The 21367-nt window shown below is 59.3% G+C and carries 23 protein-coding genes; 3 read left to right on the forward strand and 20 right to left on the reverse strand.

Going from position 1 to position 21367, the window contains the following annotated elements:
* Positions 1 to 19: 19 nt before the first annotated feature.
* From E1K68_RS15360 to E1K68_RS15415, 12 genes are all read right to left on the reverse strand, one after another.
* Positions 20 to 637: a hypothetical protein gene (locus E1K68_RS15360; protein ID WP_003191510.1), complete on the reverse strand. Its 618-nt coding sequence runs from the start codon at positions 635 to 637 to the stop codon at positions 20 to 22.
* The gene (locus E1K68_RS15365; protein WP_034135055.1) at positions 637 to 1335 is read right to left on the reverse strand and encodes a hypothetical protein; all 699 of its coding nucleotides are present in this window, start codon (positions 1333 to 1335) and stop codon (positions 637 to 639) included. The genes E1K68_RS15360 and E1K68_RS15365 overlap by 1 nt, the downstream gene beginning before the upstream one ends.
* A gap of 54 nt (positions 1336 to 1389) precedes the next feature.
* Complete coding sequence (gene pstB / locus E1K68_RS15370; protein WP_019817112.1) at positions 1390 to 2151, reverse strand: phosphate ABC transporter ATP-binding protein PstB; 762 nt, start codon at positions 2149 to 2151, stop codon at positions 1390 to 1392.
* A 76-nt stretch (positions 2152 to 2227) separates the two neighbouring features.
* Complete coding sequence (gene pstA / locus E1K68_RS15375) at positions 2228 to 3121, reverse strand: phosphate ABC transporter permease PstA (RefSeq protein ID WP_003191515.1); 894 nt, start codon at positions 3119 to 3121, stop codon at positions 2228 to 2230.
* On the reverse strand, positions 3121 to 4086 hold the full coding sequence (gene pstC, locus E1K68_RS15380; RefSeq protein WP_003191517.1) for a phosphate ABC transporter permease subunit PstC: 966 nt from the start codon (positions 4084 to 4086) through the stop codon (positions 3121 to 3123). The genes pstA and pstC overlap by 1 nt, the downstream gene beginning before the upstream one ends.
* Before the next feature lie 74 nt (positions 4087 to 4160).
* Positions 4161 to 5192 (reverse strand): phosphate ABC transporter substrate-binding protein PstS, encoded by a 1032-nt coding sequence (pstS, locus tag E1K68_RS15385; protein ID WP_003191519.1) that lies wholly within the window; start codon positions 5190 to 5192, stop codon positions 4161 to 4163.
* A 252-nt stretch (positions 5193 to 5444) separates the two neighbouring features.
* On the reverse strand, positions 5445 to 6245 hold the full coding sequence (locus E1K68_RS15390) for a hypothetical protein (RefSeq protein ID WP_240164764.1): 801 nt from the start codon (positions 6243 to 6245) through the stop codon (positions 5445 to 5447).
* Positions 6246 to 6425: 180 nt separating this feature from the next.
* Positions 6426 to 6809, reverse strand: coding sequence for a nuclear transport factor 2 family protein (locus E1K68_RS15395; protein WP_003191523.1), 384 nt, complete (start codon positions 6807 to 6809; stop codon positions 6426 to 6428).
* Between the two features lie 30 nt (positions 6810 to 6839).
* Positions 6840 to 8072, reverse strand: coding sequence for an MFS transporter (locus tag E1K68_RS15400; RefSeq protein WP_003191525.1), 1233 nt, complete (start codon positions 8070 to 8072; stop codon positions 6840 to 6842).
* A 104-nt stretch (positions 8073 to 8176) separates the two neighbouring features.
* Complete coding sequence (locus tag E1K68_RS15405) at positions 8177 to 8800, reverse strand: malonic semialdehyde reductase (RefSeq protein WP_003191526.1); 624 nt, start codon at positions 8798 to 8800, stop codon at positions 8177 to 8179.
* 11 nt (positions 8801 to 8811) lie between these two features.
* Positions 8812 to 9807: a VOC family protein gene (locus E1K68_RS15410; protein WP_003191528.1), complete on the reverse strand. Its 996-nt coding sequence runs from the start codon at positions 9805 to 9807 to the stop codon at positions 8812 to 8814.
* 128 nt (positions 9808 to 9935) lie between these two features.
* Complete coding sequence (locus E1K68_RS15415) at positions 9936 to 10802, reverse strand: fumarylacetoacetate hydrolase family protein (protein WP_003191529.1); 867 nt, start codon at positions 10800 to 10802, stop codon at positions 9936 to 9938.
* Between the two features lie 226 nt (positions 10803 to 11028).
* Between E1K68_RS15415 and E1K68_RS15420 the strand changes: the two genes are divergently transcribed.
* On the forward strand, positions 11029 to 11649 hold the full coding sequence (locus tag E1K68_RS15420) for a TetR/AcrR family transcriptional regulator (RefSeq protein ID WP_003191530.1): 621 nt from the start codon (positions 11029 to 11031) through the stop codon (positions 11647 to 11649).
* On the opposite strand, the gene E1K68_RS15425 is transcribed toward E1K68_RS15420, so the two are convergent.
* From E1K68_RS15425 to E1K68_RS15455, 7 genes are all read right to left on the reverse strand, one after another.
* Positions 11646 to 12569, reverse strand: coding sequence for a transporter (locus E1K68_RS15425; RefSeq protein ID WP_003191531.1), 924 nt, complete (start codon positions 12567 to 12569; stop codon positions 11646 to 11648). The two genes, E1K68_RS15420 and E1K68_RS15425, sit on opposite strands and share 4 nt — an antisense overlap.
* Before the next feature lie 23 nt (positions 12570 to 12592).
* On the reverse strand, positions 12593 to 14014 hold the full coding sequence (locus E1K68_RS15430) for an OprD family outer membrane porin (protein WP_212614349.1): 1422 nt from the start codon (positions 14012 to 14014) through the stop codon (positions 12593 to 12595).
* The gene (locus tag E1K68_RS15435; protein ID WP_003191534.1) at positions 14014 to 14970 is read right to left on the reverse strand and encodes an HlyD family secretion protein; all 957 of its coding nucleotides are present in this window, start codon (positions 14968 to 14970) and stop codon (positions 14014 to 14016) included. The genes E1K68_RS15430 and E1K68_RS15435 overlap by 1 nt, the downstream gene beginning before the upstream one ends.
* Complete coding sequence (locus tag E1K68_RS15440; protein WP_003191536.1) at positions 14967 to 15176, reverse strand: DUF1656 domain-containing protein; 210 nt, start codon at positions 15174 to 15176, stop codon at positions 14967 to 14969. Before E1K68_RS15440 ends, E1K68_RS15435 begins: the two co-directional genes overlap by 4 nt.
* A complete protein-coding gene (locus tag E1K68_RS15445; RefSeq protein ID WP_003191540.1) occupies positions 15166 to 17313 on the reverse strand; it encodes an FUSC family protein in 2148 nt (715 codons plus the stop codon). The genes E1K68_RS15440 and E1K68_RS15445 overlap by 11 nt, the downstream gene beginning before the upstream one ends.
* Before the next feature lie 174 nt (positions 17314 to 17487).
* Positions 17488 to 18114 (reverse strand): isochorismate family cysteine hydrolase YcaC, encoded by a 627-nt coding sequence (gene ycaC / locus E1K68_RS15450; RefSeq protein WP_003191542.1) that lies wholly within the window; start codon positions 18112 to 18114, stop codon positions 17488 to 17490.
* A 63-nt stretch (positions 18115 to 18177) separates the two neighbouring features.
* Complete coding sequence (locus E1K68_RS15455) at positions 18178 to 18867, reverse strand: isochorismatase family protein (protein WP_003191543.1); 690 nt, start codon at positions 18865 to 18867, stop codon at positions 18178 to 18180.
* Positions 18868 to 19205: 338 nt separating this feature from the next.
* Between E1K68_RS15455 and E1K68_RS15460 the strand changes: the two genes are divergently transcribed.
* Positions 19206 to 20102, forward strand: coding sequence for a LysR family transcriptional regulator (locus E1K68_RS15460; protein WP_003191544.1), 897 nt, complete (start codon positions 19206 to 19208; stop codon positions 20100 to 20102).
* Positions 20103 to 20169: 67 nt separating this feature from the next.
* On the opposite strand, the gene E1K68_RS15465 is transcribed toward E1K68_RS15460, so the two are convergent.
* Positions 20170 to 20628, reverse strand: a complete 459-nt coding sequence (locus tag E1K68_RS15465; protein ID WP_003191546.1) for an Hsp20 family protein — start codon at positions 20626 to 20628, stop codon at positions 20170 to 20172.
* A gap of 226 nt (positions 20629 to 20854) precedes the next feature.
* Between E1K68_RS15465 and E1K68_RS15470 the strand changes: the two genes are divergently transcribed.
* Positions 20855 to 21283 carry a glycine zipper domain-containing protein gene (locus E1K68_RS15470; RefSeq protein ID WP_003191547.1) on the forward strand — a complete coding sequence of 143 codons (429 nt, stop codon included), beginning with the start codon at positions 20855 to 20857 and terminating at the stop codon, positions 21281 to 21283.
* Positions 21284 to 21367: the final 84 nt, after the last annotated feature.

Raw genomic sequence — 21367 nt, forward strand, 5'->3', positions numbered from 1 at the left:
GTTCAGGTTTCTCTGGCGTTCATGAAGAATAAACCTCAGCGCCTTGGCATACAGGCTGCTTGAACCTGGGCAATTGCTGCCGGGCCAGTTGCGCCTGCACCCCCGCCACCGCTTCAAGCACTCTTTGCGCCCAGTGCTCATCCTGCGGATCAACCACCACCACGCGAAAGCCGTGGTCGTTACCTTCAAGGCGCACGCCCTCGGAATCATCCACGTGCAAATCAATATCGAAGGCCGGCGGAAATTTCGAGGGGGTGTTTGACAGCCCATGCACCGTGAGGGCGTGGTTATGCCGCTCGCTATTCACTACGCCGTCGACACGGATGCCGTACAGCATCAGCCAACGTCTGATGTAGGAAGGCGCCCTACCCGATGAGGTATAGACCCAGATACTGCAACCCTGGCGCCGCAGCTCGCGCGTCAGCGAACGAGTGCCGATACGCAGCGGCTCTCCCCACCAACGATGAGCACAGGCCGGCAGCCAACTGCTCTCGACGTCAGCGTGGTCAAGCTGGCAAGCCAGTGTGTCGTCGATATCAAAGGAGATGCGTACGCGCGGGAGCTTGGCGGCACGCGTGAGGACCGCTTGCTGGACGGCTTGCACGGCTCGGCTGGCGAGTGTTGGATACCAGCGCATTAATGGCCTCCCTGATAGATAGGCTGTGGTATATCGCTCAAGAAAAACGCCTTGGGATCCGGGGCCTGTTCCTCCAGGAAGGCGGCGTATTTTTTCTTGATCTTGGGCAATTCATACAACGCCTTGACCCCATGTTTGGCCGAGTTGCGGATCACCGAGGAAGGATTGAAGTAACCCTCGGCATTTTCCAACGTCAGCACAAACGGTGGCAACCCGGCGCGCATCAGCAGATAGCTGACGATCAGCGAGCCACTGCGGTTGTTGCCTTCGATGAACAACTGCGGCTTGCTGAGGATGCGCACATACACACCGGCCGCGCGTTTCCACACCGATTCACTGCGATACGCGCAGTACCAATTGAACAAGTCCTTGATACCGCCTTCAACGTTGTTGAAGAAGTGCTCCTCGGTGGCGGCCAGGTGCTGCGCGTATTCCACGCGGCGCGCCGGGTCGCTACCGCAGAGCACGGTGGCGTTGATCTCCAGCATCAAGTCCAGATGATGAAGGTCAAACAGGTCAACGCCCCGTGCGACATAGTCGTCAACCAGCGCATAGCCTTCAAGCACGTTGTGCAGCACTTCGTCGGTCAAGGGGTCGCGCGGCTCGGTAAATTGCGTGCTGAGCTCGGCAAAGCGGCTCTGCACTTTACGGAGCGCGCGTTCAATCGCTGACAAATCAAGACGATGCGTTGCAGACATTGGCATTCCTGGGCTGACGGTGGCGCACGTGTGGTGTCTATCGAACATGGGGACTCAGCTGAACTTGCCGCTGATGTAATCCTCGGTCATCTGCTCACGCGGGCTGCCAAAAATCTGCGCGGTCGGGCCCATTTCCACCAGGTAGCCGGTACGCGTGCCCTGGGAAATATCCACCGAGAAAAACGCTGTGGTGTCCGCCACGCGGATGGCCTGCTGCATGTTGTGGGTGACCAGGGCGATGGTGTAGTCCTTCTTCAGTTCCACCATCAGCTCCTCTACCCGGCGAGTCGCAATCGGGTCGAGTGCCGAGCAAGGCTCATCGAGCAACAGCACTTCCGGCTCGGTGGCGATAGCGCGGGCGATACACAACCGTTGCTGCTGGCCACCGGAGAGCGACAGGCCGCTGACCTTGAGCTTGTCCTTGACTTCATCCCACAGCGCAGCGCCTTGCAGGGCGTGCTTGACGCGATCGCCCAAGTCGCCTTTGTAGCGGTTCAGGCGCAGGCCGAAGGCGACGTTGTCGAAGATGCTCATGGAGAACGGGTTCGGCTGCTGGAATACCATGCCGATGTAACGGCGCACTACCACCGGGTCTACACCCTTGCCGTACACGTCCTGCCCCAGAAAATGCACGTGGCCCTCGAAGCGAAAGCCCTTCACCAAATCGTTCATGCGGTTGAGGCTGCGCAGTACCGTACTTTTGCCGCAGCCGGACGGGCCGATAAAACCGGTGATCTTGTTTTTCTCGATCGGCACATGGCTGTCACGCACCGCCATGAAGTTGCCGTAGAAAATCCGGTCCAGCTTGCAGTCCATGACCACAGGCGATTGGGTGACAAACGGAGCGGCTATTTGCGCAGTTGAGACGTTCAAGATTCAGATGCTCCCGTTCTTAATACTTAGGCTTGCCGAAGATACGGCTCACAATATTCACGACCAGCACGATCATCACCAACACCAACGAGGCCGCCCAGGCGAGCTCCAGCTGGTTGTCGAAGGGCATGCCGGAAAAGTTGTAGATCAACACGGCGAGGGAGGCCGTGGGGTTCATCACCGCCAAGTCGCCGTCGTGGTAGATCCAGTAGTTGCTGAACAGCGCGGTAAACAACAACGGCGCGGTTTCGCCTGCGGCACGTGCCACAGCAAGCATCACGCCGGTGAGGATCGCAGGTAGGCCGGTCGGCAAGATGATCTTCCAGATCACCTGCGAGCGGGTGCAGCCCATGCCGTAAGCCGCGTCCTTCATGATCTTGGGCACCATGCGCATCGACTCTTCCGCCGTCAGCACTACGATGGGCAGCATCAGTACCGCCAGGGCCACGCCGCCTGCCGGTGCCGAGTAGGTGCCGGTGGTCATCACCACCAAGGCATAGGCAAACACGCCGGCCAGGATCGAAGGCAAGCCGGTGAGCATCTTGGCGGCAAAGCGTGCAGCGTTGGCCAGTTTGCTGTCCGGCCCCAGTTCGGCCAGGAAGATCGCGGCCATGATGCCCACCGGCACTGCGATCGCCGCAGCGATACCGACCATCACAAAGGTGCCGGCCATGGCGTTGCCGAAACCACCGCCCGTTTCAAAGCCGGTGGGCGGCAACTCGGTGAACACCTCCAGGCTCAGGCGTGCGCCGCCACGGGTGATCAGCATGTAGAGCACCGAAATCAGCGGCACACTGGCCAGCAGCGCGCCCAGCCATACCAATGTGGTCAACACCAGGCTGCGCAGCGCCCGGCCTTCGAACTTGCGCTGCAGGCTCGGTACAGCGGTTATAGGGGATGTGAGATTAGTCATCATCGGTTACCCCGTTGGGCGTAGAGCATGATCATGGAACCGATGACATTCACCAGCAGCGTGATGAACATCAAGACGAGGGCGGCGTACATCAAGACCTCCACCTCGTTGGGCCCGGCTTCGGGGAAGTTCAGCGCCAACAAGGCTGCCAACGTGTTGGCCGGCGCGAACAGCGACAGGGAAATGTTGTTGGCGTTGCCCACCAGCATCGCCAGCGCCATGGTTTCGCCCAGCGCACGGCCGAGGCCGAGTACCAGGGAGCCAAAAATACCGGTGGCGGCAGACGGCACCATCACCTTGAGGATCGCCTCCCAATGGGTGGTGCCCATGCCGTAGGCGGCCTGCTTGGTTTTCATCGGCACGCTGGTGAGCGCGTCCTGGGACACGGCGGCAATCGTCGGCAGAATCATGATGGCCAATACCAGCGCCGCTGGCAGCAACCCCGGCCCGCTCAAGGACGTGCCGAAAAACGGGATCCAACCCAGTTCACTGTTCAACCAGGTAGTCAGTGGCCGGATCGCCGGGATCACCACGTAGATGCCCCACAGGCCATACACCACGCTGGGGATGGCCGCGAGCAGTTCAACGATGGTGCGAAACACCGCCGCCAGCTTGGCCGGCAGAAAGTCCTGAGTCAGGAAAATCGCCATGCTGACACCGAAAAAGCCCGCAATCAGCAGCGCGATAAAAGCGCTGTAGAGCGTGCCCCAAATGGCCGGCAGGATCCCGTACTTGCCCTGGTTAACGTCCCAGACACTGCCAAAAAGCACATCGAACCCGTGCTTTTCCATGCCCGGCAAGGCCTTGCGTCCCACCTCGAATACCAAGGCCGCGACCAACGCCAGAATCAGTACCACCCCGATTCGCGCGAGCCCACGGAAGGTGCGATCAACCAGGAAGTCCTTGGCGGAGGGAGGTTGGCAGGCAGAATCCCGGTTAACCGGTACGACGAAAGGTTTGTTCATTGGCTAATTCCGGAACAGGGGGGAAACGCCCCCGGCGCGGCAAACAGCCCACACCGAGAGCGGCCTCACGGGTGTTACTGAATGTTGGCGGAGGCTTTGCGAACCTGCTCTACCACCGATGGCGGCAGCGGGATGTAACCCATCGAGTCGGCGATTTTCTGCCCCTCGGTCAGGCTGTACTCAACCATTTCGCGCATGGCCTTGGCCTTGGCAGGGTTGCCGTTGTCCTTGCGGAAGATCATCCAGGTGTACGAGGTGATCGGGTAAGACTTGGCACCGTCCGGGTCCGGCAACCAGGCCACCAGGCTTTCCGGCATCTTCACGGCGGCCAGGGCCTCGGCGCCGCTTTCAGCGTTTGGCACCACGTACTGGCCGGCCTTGTTCTGCAACTGGGCGAAGTCAACCTTGGCCAGTTTGGCGAAGCCGTACTCGATGTAGCCAATTGCGCCTGGGGTCTGGCGTACGGTGGCGGTCACACCATCGTTCTTGGGCGACTTGATGAATTTGTCGCTGGCCGGCCAGTTGACGGTGTTGCCCTCCCCCAGCGCCGTTTTGAATTCAGGGTTGATGGTGGCCAGGTGTTTGGTGAAGACCGCTGTGGTGCCGCTGGAATCTGCACGCACAACCACCGTGATCGGCGTGTCGCTGAGCTTCAGGTCCGGGTTGGCGGCGACGATCTGTGGGTCGTTCCACTTGGTGATCTTGCCCAGGAAGATATTGGAGTAAACATCACGTGGCAGCTTGAGGCCCTTGGGATTGCCCGGCAGGTTATACGCCAGCACGATTTCACCGGCGGTCATTGGCAGCAACTGCACGCCTTCGGCGACCTTGGCGATGTCTTCGTCTTTCATGGCCGAGTCACTGGCGGCGAAGTCGACGGTTTTATTCAGGAAGTCCTGCACACCTGCGCCGCTGCCCTTGGATTGATAATCCACGGTGACGCCAGCGGTCTTCTTGCTGAAATCCTTGAACCAGGTGAGGTAGATAGGTGCAGGGAAGCTGGCGCCAGAGCCGGTGAGGCGCACGTTTTCGGCGGCGAAGGTCACGGAGGAGGCACACAGGGATACCGTAATGGCGAGTGCTGCGGACTTCATCAAGCTTTTCATTAAAAGGAACTCGTTGTGGTGACGGGCTCCCGAACTGTGAAGCAGGGTTGTTACATTTTTATGAAAATTGAATGGCGAGAGGGTGTTTTGTCCTGCTTTGCCGCCGCAGGGCTGAATTTTTAGGACATGGGTTAGTAACAAAATAAGACTAAGAACCTGCACGCGCCGCTTTTTTGGCGCCTTTTTTGGACAGCGTGAGGTGAGCTTGAAGACATACAGCTCACCTCGCCCTGTCACAATCGGGTTTAAACTTCAGAAGTGCCACTCAAGGTGGAACGTCGGCGCATGCGTATCGGTACCCGGTTTATTGATCGCGCCATACTTGTGTTTCCAGTACTCATAGCCCGGACCGACCAATAGGGTATTTTTGCGACCCCATGCCAGTTGCCCGACATCGACCATCAATGACGCGCGCACCAGGCTTTCCTCGGCCGTATCCTGCTTGAAGTAATCCTTGCCCTTCTCGGTCTTGTAGCTGGCAAAACCCTGGAATTTGAGGGGCACGCCGGCCACCTGGAACGGGATGCCCCAGACCATGTGCAACACATAGTACGGGTCGAACTGGATGTTTTCGGCCTGGCACGCATTCAACCCGCAGTGGTTCCATTCCATGGCATACAGCAGGCTGATATCCAGGTAACCGGGCACGTCGAACTTGAGCGTCGGACCGGCCACCAACATGCGCTTGCGGGTAGCGAACTCGGTGTTCTTGTAGTTGAGCTCAACTCCGCCGCTCAGGGCCACCTCCTTGACCGGACCAAAGGCCATCGACCGCTCGAACACCTGGCTGAGGAACAGTTGATGGCGGTACACTAGATAGGCCTCGGTCGCACCCGAATCGCTGTCTTTCTTTGGATCGTTACTGTCGGACTTGAGTACGTCCACGTTGAAGAAATTGGAACCGGTCTCATTGCCGCTGGCATGGCCCAGTTGGTAGATCTCCTTCTGGACCTTGCCACGGATGCTGGGTTCGGTGAAGTCGGTACCGTAGCGAAAACCGATGAAGGTATCGCTCCAGTCCTTGGCCTGTGCCGGGCTTGAGATCAGACTCATTGCACCCGCGGTTATCAAAAGAGCCTTGCAATACGTTTTTTGTAATTGTTGTACGTACATGTTCAGGATTCCATCACGTCAAAGTTCCAGCCATCCCGGTTTCCAGGCATGCGCAAGCCTTGCCCGGACGACCACCAGGGCCGGGTTCAAGTTGCCAGGGGTGCTATGGCTTAGCGGACGTTAGCCATGGGTATGACGAGTGGATTGCCAGGCAATCATTTGCCAGCCGTTATTGCCCGCCTTCCACACGCTGATGTAGCGCGAGTTGAGGACCATGGGCTCGCCACGGATCACCACGTCCATATCGATCAGCCCGGTAACGACCACGCATTCCCCTACCCTGCGCATCTGCTCGTCATGGCTGGTGAAGCCGCGATAGCGCCAGACGCCCTCTCGCATGCCCTGCAGGTAGCTGCTCTTGCTGTCGCTCTTGCCGTCGGAGTGGCTGTAGGTCAAGTCTCGGGTATAGATACTTTCCAGGAAGTCCATATCGCCCTCGACCATGGCCTGGCGGCGGCGCAATTCCAGGGTTTGGATCTGTTGTTCTACGCGTTGCTCTGACATCGTTTGATACTCCAGTGTTGATCTCAAACTTCAGGAATCCGTGGTTTTCAGCGCCCCTCCCGCGCGAGCGGGCACGTCTGACTCCACCTGGGGCATAAACAACAGCGTGACAGTGGCCAAGGCAAAAAAACCGGCGCACACCAACAGGCCCCACGCCAGGCTGTAGTGGGTGGCGATACCACTCAGCAGGAGAGGCGCAAAAGCCGCCAGGCCCCGGCCAAAGTTGAAGCAGAAGCCCGCGCCGAGAGTGCGTACCCGCGTGGGGTACAACGCACTGAAGTAGGAGGCAAACAAACTGGCAAAGGCATAGAAGAAGGCATAGATCGGCCCTAGCCAGAACAGAATGGCGTTATCGGTGGTGAGTGCATAAATCGATAACATCAGCGCGCTGCCGAGCAATGACAGGAGCGTGGCGTTGCGTTTACCGATGTGGTCAGCGATGAAGCCGAAGGCATTGATACCGATAAAGGCGCCGATGTTGAGGATCGCCATGAAGTTGGCCATCATCCCAATGTCCAGTCCGCGCTCCTTGATCAAGTAGGTGGGCAACCAAGTGCTCGCCCCCCAGAAGCCAATCACCGCAAAACTCGCCGCCAGGGTACCCAGCAGGGTCAGGCGCAGCAGTTCGGGGGAAAATATTTCGCGTATCGAGACATGCTTGTGCTGGCTGGGGCCGGCCATGTTGCGGATTTTCTGCGCGGTCCATTCCGGTGACTCAGGCACAAAGAAAAACAGATACGCCAGCGGGATCAAGGTGGAGATCCCCGCCACCATGAACAGGGTTTGCCAGTCTGGCAGGTAGCTGGCCGCCACCATTGCCGCGATGGCGGCGCCAATCGGGAATGAACTCAACACGAACCCGATCGCTCGTGCCCGTTGATGGGCAGGCCAGGTTTCCGTTACATAGGCTGAGACAATCCCCCACACCCCGCCCAAGCCCAGCCCGGACAGAAACCGCAGGAGCAGGAGCAAGCCCCAGTTGTGTGTGGTAGCGACCAGCGTGGTCAACACGCCGAACACGATCAACGAGATCAGCAGGGCTTTGCGTCGGCCGTAGTTGTCGCAATACCACCCCGTGGTAATGCCGCTCAAACCAATCCCCAGCAAGGTTGCCGAGGCGAGCATGCCAGCTTCATTGAACGTCAGGCCCAGGTCCTGGCGGATCACCGGGAGCGCAATGGTGAGTAGGATGATCTCCATGGCGTCAAACAGATACGCAAGGAAACCGCCGATAAGTACATGCCATTTGGATAGAGCTCGCATTGCAGGTTTTCCTTATTGTTGTTGTTTTGCCAGGCCGATCAACAGACGTGATGCATCGCAGCACGCTTGATCGGCCTGGAGGATTTACGGGTGCGGTCAGTCAGTTACAGCAGGGCGCAGGCCTCGTCGAAGCCCAGCCGCGGGTTACGGGCAAAGAGTTTTGCGGGGTCGCCATAGCCGAGGTTGCACAGGAAGTTCGTCTTGATCTTCATCCCGGCAAAGGCCTGCATGCCCTCGGCCCCTGGAGCAAAGAACGTCTGGTCGACCTGTGCGTGGTCAAACCCGGACATCGGCCCGCAGTCAAGGCCCAGAGCCCGGGCCGCGAGAATGAAGTAGCCGCCCTGCAGCGAACTGTTGCGAAACGCGGTGGACTCAAGCAAATCCGGCTGGTCGGCAAACCAGTCGCGTACTGTGGGGTTGTGCGCAAACAACCTGGGCAACTGCGTATGGAACTGCGTGTCGTAGCCAATGATTGCCGTCACCGGGGCGCCCAGGGTCTTCTCGACATTGCCGGCGCTCAGGGCTGGCAGCAAACGCTGCCGGGATTGGGCACTGCGTAAAAACACAATGCGCGCAGGGCAGCCGTTGGCGCTGGTCGGGCCCCAGCGCATCAGGTCGTAGAGTGCCTTGAGGGTTTGATCATCCACCGGTTTATCCAGCCAGCCGTTCTGGCTACGGGCCTGGCGAAACAACTTATCGAGCACCTGCTCGCTGATTACCTGACTCATGGCATCTGTCCTCAACTGCGTCGTTGACGGTCTGAAGTCGACCGGGGCAAGGTCTGTTCAGCGGCACACTCGCCGCCCAGGAAGAACTCCACCGACATCGGCGGGCCCCACTGGTAGAGGCTGGCGTCGCACGCCTGGGTGTAACCCGAGGGCGAGTCCTGGTTGAACAGGTCGCCATCGGTGAAGTGCTCGATAAGGTTGCCGGACGGGTCCCGCCAATAATCGAAGATCTGGCTGCCCAGCATGTGCCGGCCTACCCCCCAGAACGGCGACCAACCTTGCAGGGTCATCCACTCGTGGCCCAGGCACTGCGCGTCAAAATCCTGCACCTCGAAGGACACGTGATGGACGAAGTCCTTCGGTGCCTGGAACAGGGCGATGGTGTGATGGTCAGTCCAGGCGCTGCCACGGTTCAACCGCAGGAAGGCCGCGCTCGGGCGGTCCCGGTCAGGCTCCTGAACCACAAGGTCCGAAGGCAGCATGCCGAGCACTTGCTGGTACCAGGCCAGGTGCTGCGGCATGTCCTGCACGCCAATCGCCGCATGACCCAGGCGCAGGACTTGTGCCGCGCCCTTGCCGGGCCGCTGCACATCGCCAAAGCGTTGCTTGTGATGGGCCGAGTTGAGGGTCAACGCAGCACGCTGGGGCAGCGTGCCCACGGCTTCGATACCGTGGGCCAGCTCGATGCGCCGCCCCGAGGGATCATGCAAGGCGACGTACTGCCCTCCTCCGGGGCCTTCCAGCGGCCGGATCGCCGAGGCCCCCGGCAACCGGGTAGCCTGATGCAAGTCATCGAGGCTTTCGACGGCGAACGCGATGGCGCCAAAGCTGGCTTCAACAGCCTTCTCGGCGATGTACACATAGGGCAGTGAGCAGGTACCGCGAAAATACAGGCGTTGCTCGGTACGGTGCATAACCACCAGGCCGAAATCGGTCAGGAAACGTTCGACCACTCCAAGGTCGGGATGACGGTAGAGCACATGGTTGATGTCTTTGATCTGCAGCACGGTAGTTGCTCCTGGGCATTCAATGGGCAGGACAACCGGTGGTCAAAACCAGGGCAGCCGGGATCGCTGCCCACCGTAGTGACGGTGGGTCGGTTGTGCTGCGCGCTCGAAAAAACTGAGGCGTGGACTCAGGCCGCTGAAGGCTCGTCGGCGATCAGGTTGCTCAAGGTGCCAAGGCCTTCGATCTCCACGGTGCAGAGGTCGCCAGGCTTCATGAACAGTGGCGGACGTCGCGCCCAGCCAATCCCTGCCGGGGTGCCGGTGACGATCACGTCACCGGGTTCCAGGGTCACCGCTTCACTGAGCACGGCGATCAGTTCGGCGACCCCAAAGATCATGTCGGCGGTATTGCCCTGCTGCACCACCGTGCCATTGAGGCGGGTCACCAGGTTGAGGCCGACTGCCCCCGCTGGCAGTTCGTCTGCACTGACGAAGGTCGGACCAAACGCGCCAGTGGCGTCGAAGTTCTTGCCAATGGTCCATTGCGGCGATTTGAACTGGTAATCGCGAACCGAGGCTTCATTGAAGATCGCGTAGCCCGCCACATGCTCCAGGGCCTGCGCGCGCGCGATATGCCGGCCACCGGTGCCGATCACTACCGCCAGCTCTCCTTCGTAGTCCAGTTGTTCGGAGACACGCGGGCGCAGGATGGGTTCGCCATGGCCGATCAGGCTGGTGCTGAAACGCGGAAAAAAGGTCGGATAGGTCGGCTGTTCATAAGGGCTTTCCTTGGTGTGATCGGCGTAATTCAGGCCGACACACACAATCTTGCCCGGGCGCTCCAGCGGGGGCAGGTAACGCAGCTTCGATGGATCGAGCAAACGGGCGTCGCTCAAGCGCTGATGGGCCGCTTGCAGCGCGTTCGGACCGGCCTTGAGCAAGCTCTCCAGGGCACCCGGATAACCACTTTCCTGTTCGGTCAAACCTCGCAGCGCGCCTGCTTTTTCAATGGCCAGACCTTTGGTGGAGCCTTCCAAAAAGTGTACGAAACGCATGATCACTACCTCTGTTGTTGTTATAGTTCGGTACGGTACGTTACCGTACCCTTTTGTCGAAAATGCGCCCAAATAAATAACTCGTCAAGGGTCATCAAAGTGTTTTTACAAAAAACATTCCGGGGCAATCGCTTGATTCGTCCCTCTGCGCGGCTGGAAGGCTTGTGCAGAGCGGCGTAGGCTAGGAGAACTTTTGAATTGTTCTTTTCAGGAATAGCCGAGCCACATGCAAACCCCTACCCCGAGGCAAGCAGCAAAGCGTCAAAGTATTCTCCAGGCTGCGACTGATATGTTTCTCGCAGAAGGCTATTCAGGGGTCAGTGTTGACGGGATCATCGCCAACATTGGCGGCTCCAAACGCACGCTCTATGCCTACTTCGGCGGCAAGGAAGGGTTGTTCGCCGCGATTATCGAACAACTGTGCGCAGAAAACGTCAGCCCGCTGACTCACATGACCCTCGCTCAGAAGCCTCTACAGGAGGCACTGACGACCATTGCACGGGTCTTTCTCGATGTGGTGCTGTCGCCTCGCACCCTGGCCCTGCATCGCCTAATCGTGTCCGAGGCCCTGCGCGCGCCGGAGGCTGCAAAGTCGTTCTTCGAGGCTGCCCCCGCAACGGCCTATAGCTGCCTGGCCGATTACTTTACCTGGGCCGAGGAAGCCGGGCTGGTCATGCCGGGCAACTCGCAGACCCGCGCGAAGATCTTCCTTGATGCGCTGACCGGCGACATGCAGTTGCGCTGCCTGCTCGGGCTTAGCTCATGCCCTGGAAAAGCCGCGCGCGAGCACCTGATCAGTGAGACCACAGCGATTTTCATCAACGGGTTGTCAACTGACAGGCACTAGAACCCATGAAGGTAACGTAGCGTCAATTGGGTGCCCTGCGCGCGGTTTTCAGCGCCACTTTCAAAATACAGATTGGCGAAGAATGTCTGGCTTCCCTGCTGGTACATCACCCCTGGCCCGATCCCTGTCACCTGTTCCCTGGAGTCACGCTGGCGATGCCCATCAATGCGGTCATCGCTGATCTGATTGAGTTGATAGCCTGCAACGCCGATACGCCACTTCTCGGCAACGGCATAAGAAACCGACAGGTTGCTATGAAACGCCTCTCCCGGCTGGATACTGCCGGCTTGCAGGACTGACGCCGGATCGTTATTGCGGCTTGACCACGCATAATTGAAACGACCACTGACCTCCAGGCGGTCAGTCAACTCCCAGGTGAACACGTAATGGGGGTTGAACACCCAGACATTGCTCCCGGTATTGAGGCTCGAATCTTTGTTATAGGAACCCGTCGGCAAGGAGAACACGAAATTCAAGCGCTGCCAGTACGGGCGGCCGAAGAACGACACCGGGGCCCACTGCAACAGAAACGGACTGACGATCATGTCACCCTGGCGAGTCCGTCGTCCCTTGGGGCCCTGATCGATCTCTATCTCCAGGTTCACCAGTGGCAATAGCACTTCGGCGCCATAGTTCGCTCCCAGCAGAGTCTTGTCGCTGAAGTAAGCCAGGTGCGGCAGTACCGTGGTGCTGTGCACCTGCTGCCGCCCCGGCAACGCATGTCCATGGGCATCGTAGGCCGAGTTGCTGCGGTAATACTGCACCGGTAACTCGAACAACGCACCGGGGCCGGCGACCCCATCCATGAAACTGGCATTGCCCAGGGCCAGAGGAGGCAGGCTGATGCTGTCAGCCTCGCTCGTGGCGCAGGCCAGTGCCGAGCTGATGCCCAGCACCCGAATCCATTGGGTTTGACTCATACAACACCTTCATTGAATAACGACTAGAAAACACTGAATGGGTAATCGACAATCACCCGGTACTCATCGGCGTTTGAATTGCCACGGGTGTTGCCCGGTGCGGTATACCCCTGTGCCGAACGGTGTGCGGCCCAGCGCAAGGTGATATTCAAGCCTTTGGCCTTGCCGTCTGGCACGGCATAGCGCAGGGCAACGTCCCGCTCCCAATGGTGTGCATCTTTGCCGGCGGCGTTATAGATGTAGCCGTAGCCCGTGCTATTGGGATCGACCCGGGTCAGGTCCGCTTCACCGCGAGTGTATGAAGTGCTGAGCTGGAAATCCGGCGCGTTGATAAACGCCAGGCTGGTCTGGTATTGAATCTTCCAGGACTTTTCGCCAGGTGCATTGAAGTCTGCGTATTGCTGGGAGTTGCCCAGGTAAAGGAAGGTCCGGTCGTCCTGGACCATGTAGTCGAACGGCGTGTCGCCGTCCACCTTCTGCAGCCCCAGGGTCAGGCTCTGGCCTGCGCCGGACAGCGTCAGGCCACCGCTATAAGTGTTGTTGTCGATATGGCCCAACTGGCGCTGGCCCTGATCGCGGGTTTTGAAGTAACGCAGGTACGGTGTCAGCGTAAGCCCAGGCGTCAGCTTGAATGGCTGGCTGACCCCGGCGTAGTACTGGTTCCAGATATCACTCAATTGGCCGCCATACAGGGTCACTGTTATTGCGCCGGGCACCGCGTAGACGCCGCCCAGCCAACTCATGGACGCGCTTTCACGATCAGCGGCCACCCCAGCCTTGTTGCCGGTGCCGTAACTGGTGGTCAAGTGGCTTTGGCCGCTCTGGTTGCGCTGGCGTGTTGAGTCGATCCAGCCAGTGTCCAGTGTCAGGTGTTCCAGGCTGTAGTTCTTGAGCGTGGCACCACGAAATGTCTGGGGAAAGACTCGGCTGACGCCACTGGCGATCAGCGGGTTTTCTAGGTACTGATCACCTGCCTGCATCAGGCTGTCAAACCCGCGCAACTTGAGCGCCGCGCCCGCAGCCGAGAAGTCAGACTCCGACGCGCCTTTTGGGTCCAGCGGCAGCAAGCCGGCCCCGCCGCTGCCCCCTCCTCCATCCAGCTTGAGCCCATAAAAACCATGCACGTCGAGCCCGACACCAATGGGTGTGTCGGTGTATCCCGAACGAAAGGACAAGTACACGCCCTGCACCCATTCGCGCTGGTCACGCCTGGACGGTGTGTTGTGATTATCGCGGCCCAGGTAGTAATTGCGCAGCAAGCCGTTAAGAGACGAGCCGCTGACAAATCCCGGCGTGACCGACAGCTCAGCCTTTTGGCGCTCATTGATACCGGTGCTGAGGTTATCTCTCTGGTCCATGGAGTTATCGGCATAGGCCCCTGTCGCCGACAACGAGACAGTCAGCGAGATTGAGACCCTTATAAGCCGGCGCAATGACACACTCATCAGCGTTGCTCCTGTTGTTCAAGCACCGTCACCGTCGCCGTAGTGCCTGCGCGCAAGCGGTCCTTGGCGGCATAGGCAGGATCGATCCTGATTCTTACGGGGACCCGCTGGGCCAGCTTGACCCAGGTGTAGCTGGGGTTGATGTTGGCCAGCAAGCGACTGCCAGGCGCGTTCTCCCGGTCGGTGATGGCGAAGGCGATGCTCTGCACGGTTCCGCTAAAGGTCTCGCCGCTCATCAACTGGATCCGCACTGGGTTACCTTGTGCGATACGCGGTAACTTGGTTTCCTCAAAGTAGCCACTGACATAAAACGAATCGCTGTCCACCAACGCCAGCAAGGCACCGCCGGCACTGGCGTAATCGCCCTGGCGGGTCAGCAGGTTGGTCACATAACCACTGACGGGTGCCACCACCCGGGTGCGCTGCAGGTCGAGTTCGGCCTGGGTCAAGGCAGCCTTTGCCAGCTGCACATTGGCTTGGGCCAGCCCCAGGTTGGCCTGGTTGCTGAGCAACTGCGCCTGAGCGATAGCCACGTCGGTATTGGACTTCTCCCACTCCTCACCGGAGATGGCGAACCCTTGTTTGAGGCTACGCCGGCGCCGCTCTTCACTTTGGCGCTGTTTGAGCTGCGCCTGGCTGGCAATAATTGCAGCCTCCGACTGGCCCATTGCGGCCTGGGCCACTTCAACAGAGCGTCGTGCGTGCTCGACTGCCAGGGCATAGCGCGCCGGGTCGATTTGCAGTAGCAGGTCCCCTTTGCTCACATGCTGGTTATCCTGAACCCGCAAACTGGCGATCAGCCCGGAGACGTCCGCCGACAAGGTCACCACATCAGCGCGCACCCTGGCATCGCGAGTCCAGGGTGAACGGGTGTAGTGCTCCCAGGCGAACCAGCCCAGGACCAGCGCCAGCAAGACAACCGCCAGGGTAATCAGTTGGGCGATGTATTTTTTCAAGGTGACGAGGCTCCCATTACTAGAATCACAACAGCACACACGCAGACATAGAGCGCGCCTTCGAACAGCGCCTCATGCCACACAAACCGCAGCACGCCCAGCCGACGCAAGGACCAGCCCAGCACCATGAAAATCGGCAGCGCCAGCAACAAAGCCTGCGCAATGGGCGGCAGGTAGACGCCACCTACCTCAAAATCAATGTGCAAGAGACGGCACTCCTTTTTCATCGAGCTCAAGAAATTCGCGGTAGCGCTCAATAAACGAGGCAACGATCAGCAGTGCCACTCGAATGCGAAACACCGACCAGAGCTGTTCATGCCCGGACGAAAGCTCAGCGGCATGCAGTTGGTCCAGGTCATCGCCCAGGTGCCGCAATGCATCGGTCAATGCCTGCCAGTCGACGGTGGGCCTTCCCGCCACATAACGGCCTGACTGGTCCAGAACCGACTGCAAACGGGCCTGGGTTTGCGCCGTCAGCAATGTATTGTTCTGCCCTTGTTGCTTGAGCTGGTTCAACGCCACGCCCAGGGCCATGCAGGCCAGAGTGACCTCGAACAGCGCATGGGCTCGCGGGTCTTTGGTCGCGGGCAACAAACCCAGCATCATGGTCAGGCGATCCATCATCCGGCTTTCAAAGGCGAACTGCTGCTGATCCGTCGCTGAGGTCTTGAGCAATACGTAGACCTGCTCCCGGCTCTCATCGAACAGACGGTGAATGCGCCGGGCCGGATTGAATGGAAACACCCAGGAGTACACCAGTAACGACAAGGTGCAAGCTCCGATATAGGCACCGGCAAATTCGAACCACTGACTCGCGGTGTTTTGCCAGGCCCCGATATTCTGCGGGCCCACCATCAGGAAGGTCGAAAGCCCCAGGCCCATGCCTATCCCCGCAGTCAGTGGGCTGGCCAGGCCCACAGCAATCACATAGAGCAACGGCGCCAGAATCAACAGCAGCATTTCGACGTCGCCAATGGCGGGCACCAGCATGAACTGATAGACCGCTGAAATCACCAGCGACAGGCCAAACCCACGTGCGTAGTTCTGGCTTGCCGCCAAGGGCCGTGGAAAGGTCGCCATCAATGAGCACAGAATTCCCACCAGGATCATCCCTGCCCGGGCGCCATCCCAAGCCGTTTCGATCCAGATCAATCCACACACAAGCAAGGCAATAAACGCACGGGCAGCGTTCATTCCCGCCAGGCGCCAGTCCAGGTACAGCGGATTACTTCGGCTCTGGCGGTGCAGGCAGTTGGCCGGACGGCCCTCCTGAATGGCATCACTCAGTTGCAGGATCTCTTCCAGTTGTTGCAACAGCCTGGCCTGCTCCCAACGCAAGGCCCACGCCAGCGCGCGTAACGTACCTGTTATGGGCTCATCACGTTGCTCAACCTTATTGGCCTGCTGGTCAAAGCGCTGCTGCAACACGCTAAAGCGCTGGCGCGCCTGCGTCGATAATGAACGCCCCGCCACTGCCAACTCATCCAGGAACGCGAGTTCGTCAGCGCGCAGCTGTTGAATGTCTTCGGGAAGCTCACCTTGCCAACGCTCATCGATCAGCGTGCGTTGACGACGCAGCACTGTCAGACGTGAAGTCAGCAATACCAATTGATTACCCAGCAGTTGCACCAGGCCGTTGGCACTGCGCAACCGTGGCGCATCGAAATACAAATGCCGGCGCAGGCCTTCCAGTGCGTTGATTTCTCCGAGTAACTGCATCTGGCGCTTACGGAAATCGGCCTCGCTCTCCTCGGTACGAATCACCGCCGCCGCATGGGCCGCCATCAATTTCAGGACTTGATCTACTTTGGCAAAGTACCCCCGGGCGACCGCTTCCGGGCGCGCCGTCAACAGGCTGACCACGCCGACACAGGCAACCGCCAACAGCGTCTCAGTGAGTCGGGTGATCGCCAGCATCAAGGTATTATCCTGCTCCGGTACAGCAAGCAGCCCAACGACGACCGCCGTGAACCCGCTGAGCACAAAGGCGTGGGAACTGGTGTAGCGCAGCAACGTGCCACCCGCCGTGCAGAACGCCAACCACAGCGACAAGGTAACAATGAATGGGACCGGTGCCTGGGGGAAAACGCCCATGATCAGCACCGCCACTGCCGCGCCGACCAGGGTGCCGATAATCTGTGAAAAACTACGCTGCAACGCCATGCCACCCAAGGGTTGGCTGACGATAATCACCGCCATCACTGACCATTTTGGCTGGTCTAGGTCGAAGATGAAGGCCAGGTACAAGGTCAACAATCCAGCTGCAACGGTGCGCAACGCAAATAGCAGCGCGCCCATACCTGGATTGAACACCACTTTGAAATAGTTGATCAGGGGCTGCATAAACGGCTCAAGCGGGCTGCCAAGGCCTGCGGACCGAGACACAACCTTTGGTCAAAAGCTGCGCCCAATTCATAACAGGTCGTTAGCTGGAAACCGGTTCATGCTCATCTGAACGCACCTGGTGCTAGGTTGAAATGAGGACTGCCTGTCGCAGCACAGCCCCCATGCTCGGGCTTACTTGCCTTCAGTCAAGGCGTTGTAGCTGGTGAACAGGTTGCGGTAGTCCGGAATGTGGTTGGAGAACAACGTCCCCAAGCCCTCGATGTCGTTGCGCCAGTCGCGGTGCAGCTCACAGGCCAGGCCAAACCAGGTCATCAGTTGCGCGCCGTTGGCCGACATGCGGGCCCAGGCGGACTGCTGGGTCAGTTCGTTGAAAGTGCCGGAGGCGTCGGTGACCACGAACACTTCAAAGCCTTCGGCCAGGGCCGACAGCGCCGGGAACGCCACGCACACTTCGGTCACGACGCCGGCAATGATCAATTGTTTCTTGCCGGTGGCCTTGATGGCCTTGACGAAGTCTTCGTTGTCCCAGGCATTGATCTGGCCTGGGCGCGCAATGTACGGCGCATCCGGGAACAGTGCCTTGAGCTCGGGCACCAGCGGGCCATTGGGGCCGGTTTCGAAACTGGTGGTGAGGATGGTCGGCAGCTTGAAGTACTTGGCCAAGTCAGCCAGGGCCAGCACGTTGTTCTTGAATTTGTCCGGGTCGATGTCACGGACTAGTGACAGCAAGCCGGCCTGATGGTCGACCAACAGCACAGCGGCGTTGTCTTTGTCCAAGCGAACGTAAGGTGTAGACATCGTGGTACTCCTGATAAAGAAGGTGACGCCCCGAGTAGGCGCCCCGTAAAGAACCCAGCGTGTTTACTTGCGCTGTGAGTCTAGTACTTCGTGGTTGTTTGCCACTTCCTGAGCCTTGACGTAGCTCTCGATGAGAAGCTGGTAGTGCGGCATGGCCTGGGTGTAGACGTTGGCCCACTCCTGGGCATCCGGGCGGTTCCAGGAGCCTTGCAACTCCGACAGCGTGCCCATGATGTCGATCGGCACCACGCCGGCCTGGGCCAGGCGTGCAACGGTCAGGTCGGTGGCCAGCCTGGAGTGGTTGCCCGAGGCATCGACCACCGCGAACACCTTGTAGCCTTCATGCACCGCCGCAATCGATGGGAACGCCAGGCACACGCTGGTCAGGGTGCCGGCGATCACCAGGGTCTTCTTGCCGGTGGCTTTGACGGCGGCATGAAACTCCGGGTTGTCCCACGCGTTGATTTCGCCACGGCGGGCCACGTACTGGGCGTGCGGCGCGGCTTCGTGGATTTCCGGGATCAACGGGCCGTTGGGTCCTTGCGGCACCGAAGCGGTGGTGATAACCGGTATTTTCAGCAGGGTTGCGGCCTTGGCCAGCGCGATGGCGTTGGCGCGCAATTGAGGAACATCAATGTCCTTGACGATCTGGAACAGACCACTCTGGTGGTCGATCAGCAACATGGCGGTGTCAGCGGGGTCAATCGTCGGCTTTTGACCATTGAAGTTTGCAGCGTTACCTGATGCAGTCATTTGCATTTCCTCTTGCTTGGCGATACCTCCCTGGCGTGTGCGCCGGAACTGCGCCCGGCCGTGCCTGCACTTCCTGTACAGACACGCTTGGGCAACGACCTGGACGTGTGTCAGCAGGCCCACCCAAAAAAACAGTGGAACCACCTTAATCATCGCGTTCAGGGTTAGGTAGTGGCTGAAACGGGCCGCTCCATCTCAAAAATGGAACAATGCAGCCGCACGGTGGCAAGGGCACTTGGACGTGCCGGTCGTTACAATGCGATCATCGGCTCCATCCCGTGGATTTCAGGCACTTGCGCCAATCATGACCGTTCACTTATTTCCAGGCAGGTGCCTTCATGGACATCAAACAACTTAAATTCCTGATCGCGCTGGAGCAGACCCGCCATTTCGGCCAGGCCGCCGCCCGCTGCAACATCACCCAGCCCACCCTGTCGATGCGCCTGCGCAACCTGGAGGAAGAACTGGGCCTGGAACTGGTGACCCGCGGCCAACGCTTCGAAGGCTTCACCCAGGCCGGCGAACGCGTGCTGGCCTGGGCCAGGACTTTACTCGCCGCCCACGACGGCCTGTTCGCCGAAGCCGCTGCGTGTCGCGGCCAGTTAGTCGGTAACCTGCGCCTGGGCCTGGTGCCCCTGAGCGGCTTCAACCCGATCAGCTTCATCCAGGGCTTGTCCCACAGCTTCCCGGAACTCAAGTTCAGCCTCACCTCCATGAGTTCGGACAAAATCATCGAAGCCCTGGGCACCAACCAGTTGGACCTCGGCGTGTGCTACCTGGACCACGTCAGCCCCAACTACCTGGAGTTTTTCGAACTGGGCGAAACCCGTGTCGGGCTGCTGTACGACACCCGCCACTTCCACTTCGAAGGCACCCAGATGAGCTGGGAAGAAGCCGCCGAACTGCCTCTGGGGATGATCAGCAATGGCATGCACTACCGAAAATCCATCGACCTGAGTTTCCGCAGCCGCGGTCTCGATCCCCAGCCGATTCTGGAAAGCGACTCCACCTATCAACTGTTCCAGGCCATTCACGAAGGCTTCTGCTGCGCGATCATGCCGTTGGACAGCGGCCTGGAAAGCCCGATTGAGAACCTGGCGTTTATCCACCTGCCGGATGCCAGCGTCCTTGCCCCCCTGGGCATGGTGATGCGCAAGACCGAACCGCGCTCGGCCATCGCAGAAAAATGCTTTGCCGAGGCCAGGCAGTTGTTTGCGCCCAATACCCAGGCTTAGCGGGCCTGGGTTTGCAGCGCACACAAAAAAGGCGCTCCGCAGAGCGCCTTTTTTACCGCCGATTGTTTTACTGCAAGCTGACCTGACGCAGTTCAGGTTTGGCCTCGCCACCAATCATGATGCGTTTTGGCTTGGCCTCTTCAGGCACTTCACGCAGCAGGTCGATGTTGAGCAAACCGTTGGTCAGGGATGCGCCACGTACTTCGATATGGTCCGCCAAGCGGAACGACAACCGGAACGCACGTTGGGCAATGCCCTGGTGCAGGTAAGCGACCTTATCGTCGGTTTCGCGTTTACCGCCAGAAACCGTCAATACACCCCTCTCGACCTGGATATCCAGATCCTCCTCGGTCAGGCCAGCCACGGCGATGACAATGCGGTACGCGTCGTCACCGTGCTTTTCCACATTGTGAGGTGGATAGGAATTCGGAGCCTCGCTGCGCAGCGCCGACTCGAACAGGTCATTGAAGCGATCAAAGCCCACCGATTGACGGAACAGTGGGGCCAACGACAGGGTAGTAGCCATTTTAAAATCTCCTGAGTTTCTCCAAGTGATTTAGTACGCGACCCGGATTCGGCATCGCGTGATCAAAAATTTATGGACGCGCAAAAGGAATTCAAGAGGGTTGATAAAAATTTTCTTGCGCAAGGGGCGAACACCGAAACCCTAGTGCGGCGGCCTGTGCTCTAATCACATTGCCAGGCGTGCTTTAACCCGTGAGCGCCTGAGACAGCCCTTGAGGTACAAAAAAATGAAAATGACATTCCCGGCCCTGGCATTGGGCATCCTGATCTCCCAAGGCGCCCTGGCCGCTGGAGATGGTACCGCCGCGCTGGGCGGCGGTGTAGGCGGCGTGTTGGGCAATGTGGTCGGCCAACAGCTCGGTGGCTCGACCGGTGCAGCCATCGGTGCAGGCGTAGGTGGCGCAGCCGGGAGTGCGGTGGGTGCGCAAAAAGGTAATAAAACCGAAGCGGCGATTGGCGGCGGTTTGGGCTCGGCGGGCGGCTCGCTGATTGGTAATCGCCTGGGCGGTAGCACCGGGTCCACCATTGGCGCGGGCGTGGGCGGCGCAGCCGGCGGCGCGTTGGGTAACAACCTGGCCGATGACGAGAGCGGTCATCGCTCAAGTGGTGGCAAGCACAAAGGCAACAAGCATAAGCACAAGAACAAGCACCACTGATCGTCTGGTTTACCCTGTAGGAGCGAGCTTGCTCGCGAAAAACTCACAGACGCCGCGTTTATTCAGGAAGCACGCGTTATCGTT

Source organism: Pseudomonas sp. B2021, from assembly GCF_018135665.1.
Lineage (GTDB): Bacteria > Pseudomonadota > Gammaproteobacteria > Pseudomonadales > Pseudomonadaceae > Aquipseudomonas > Aquipseudomonas lactis.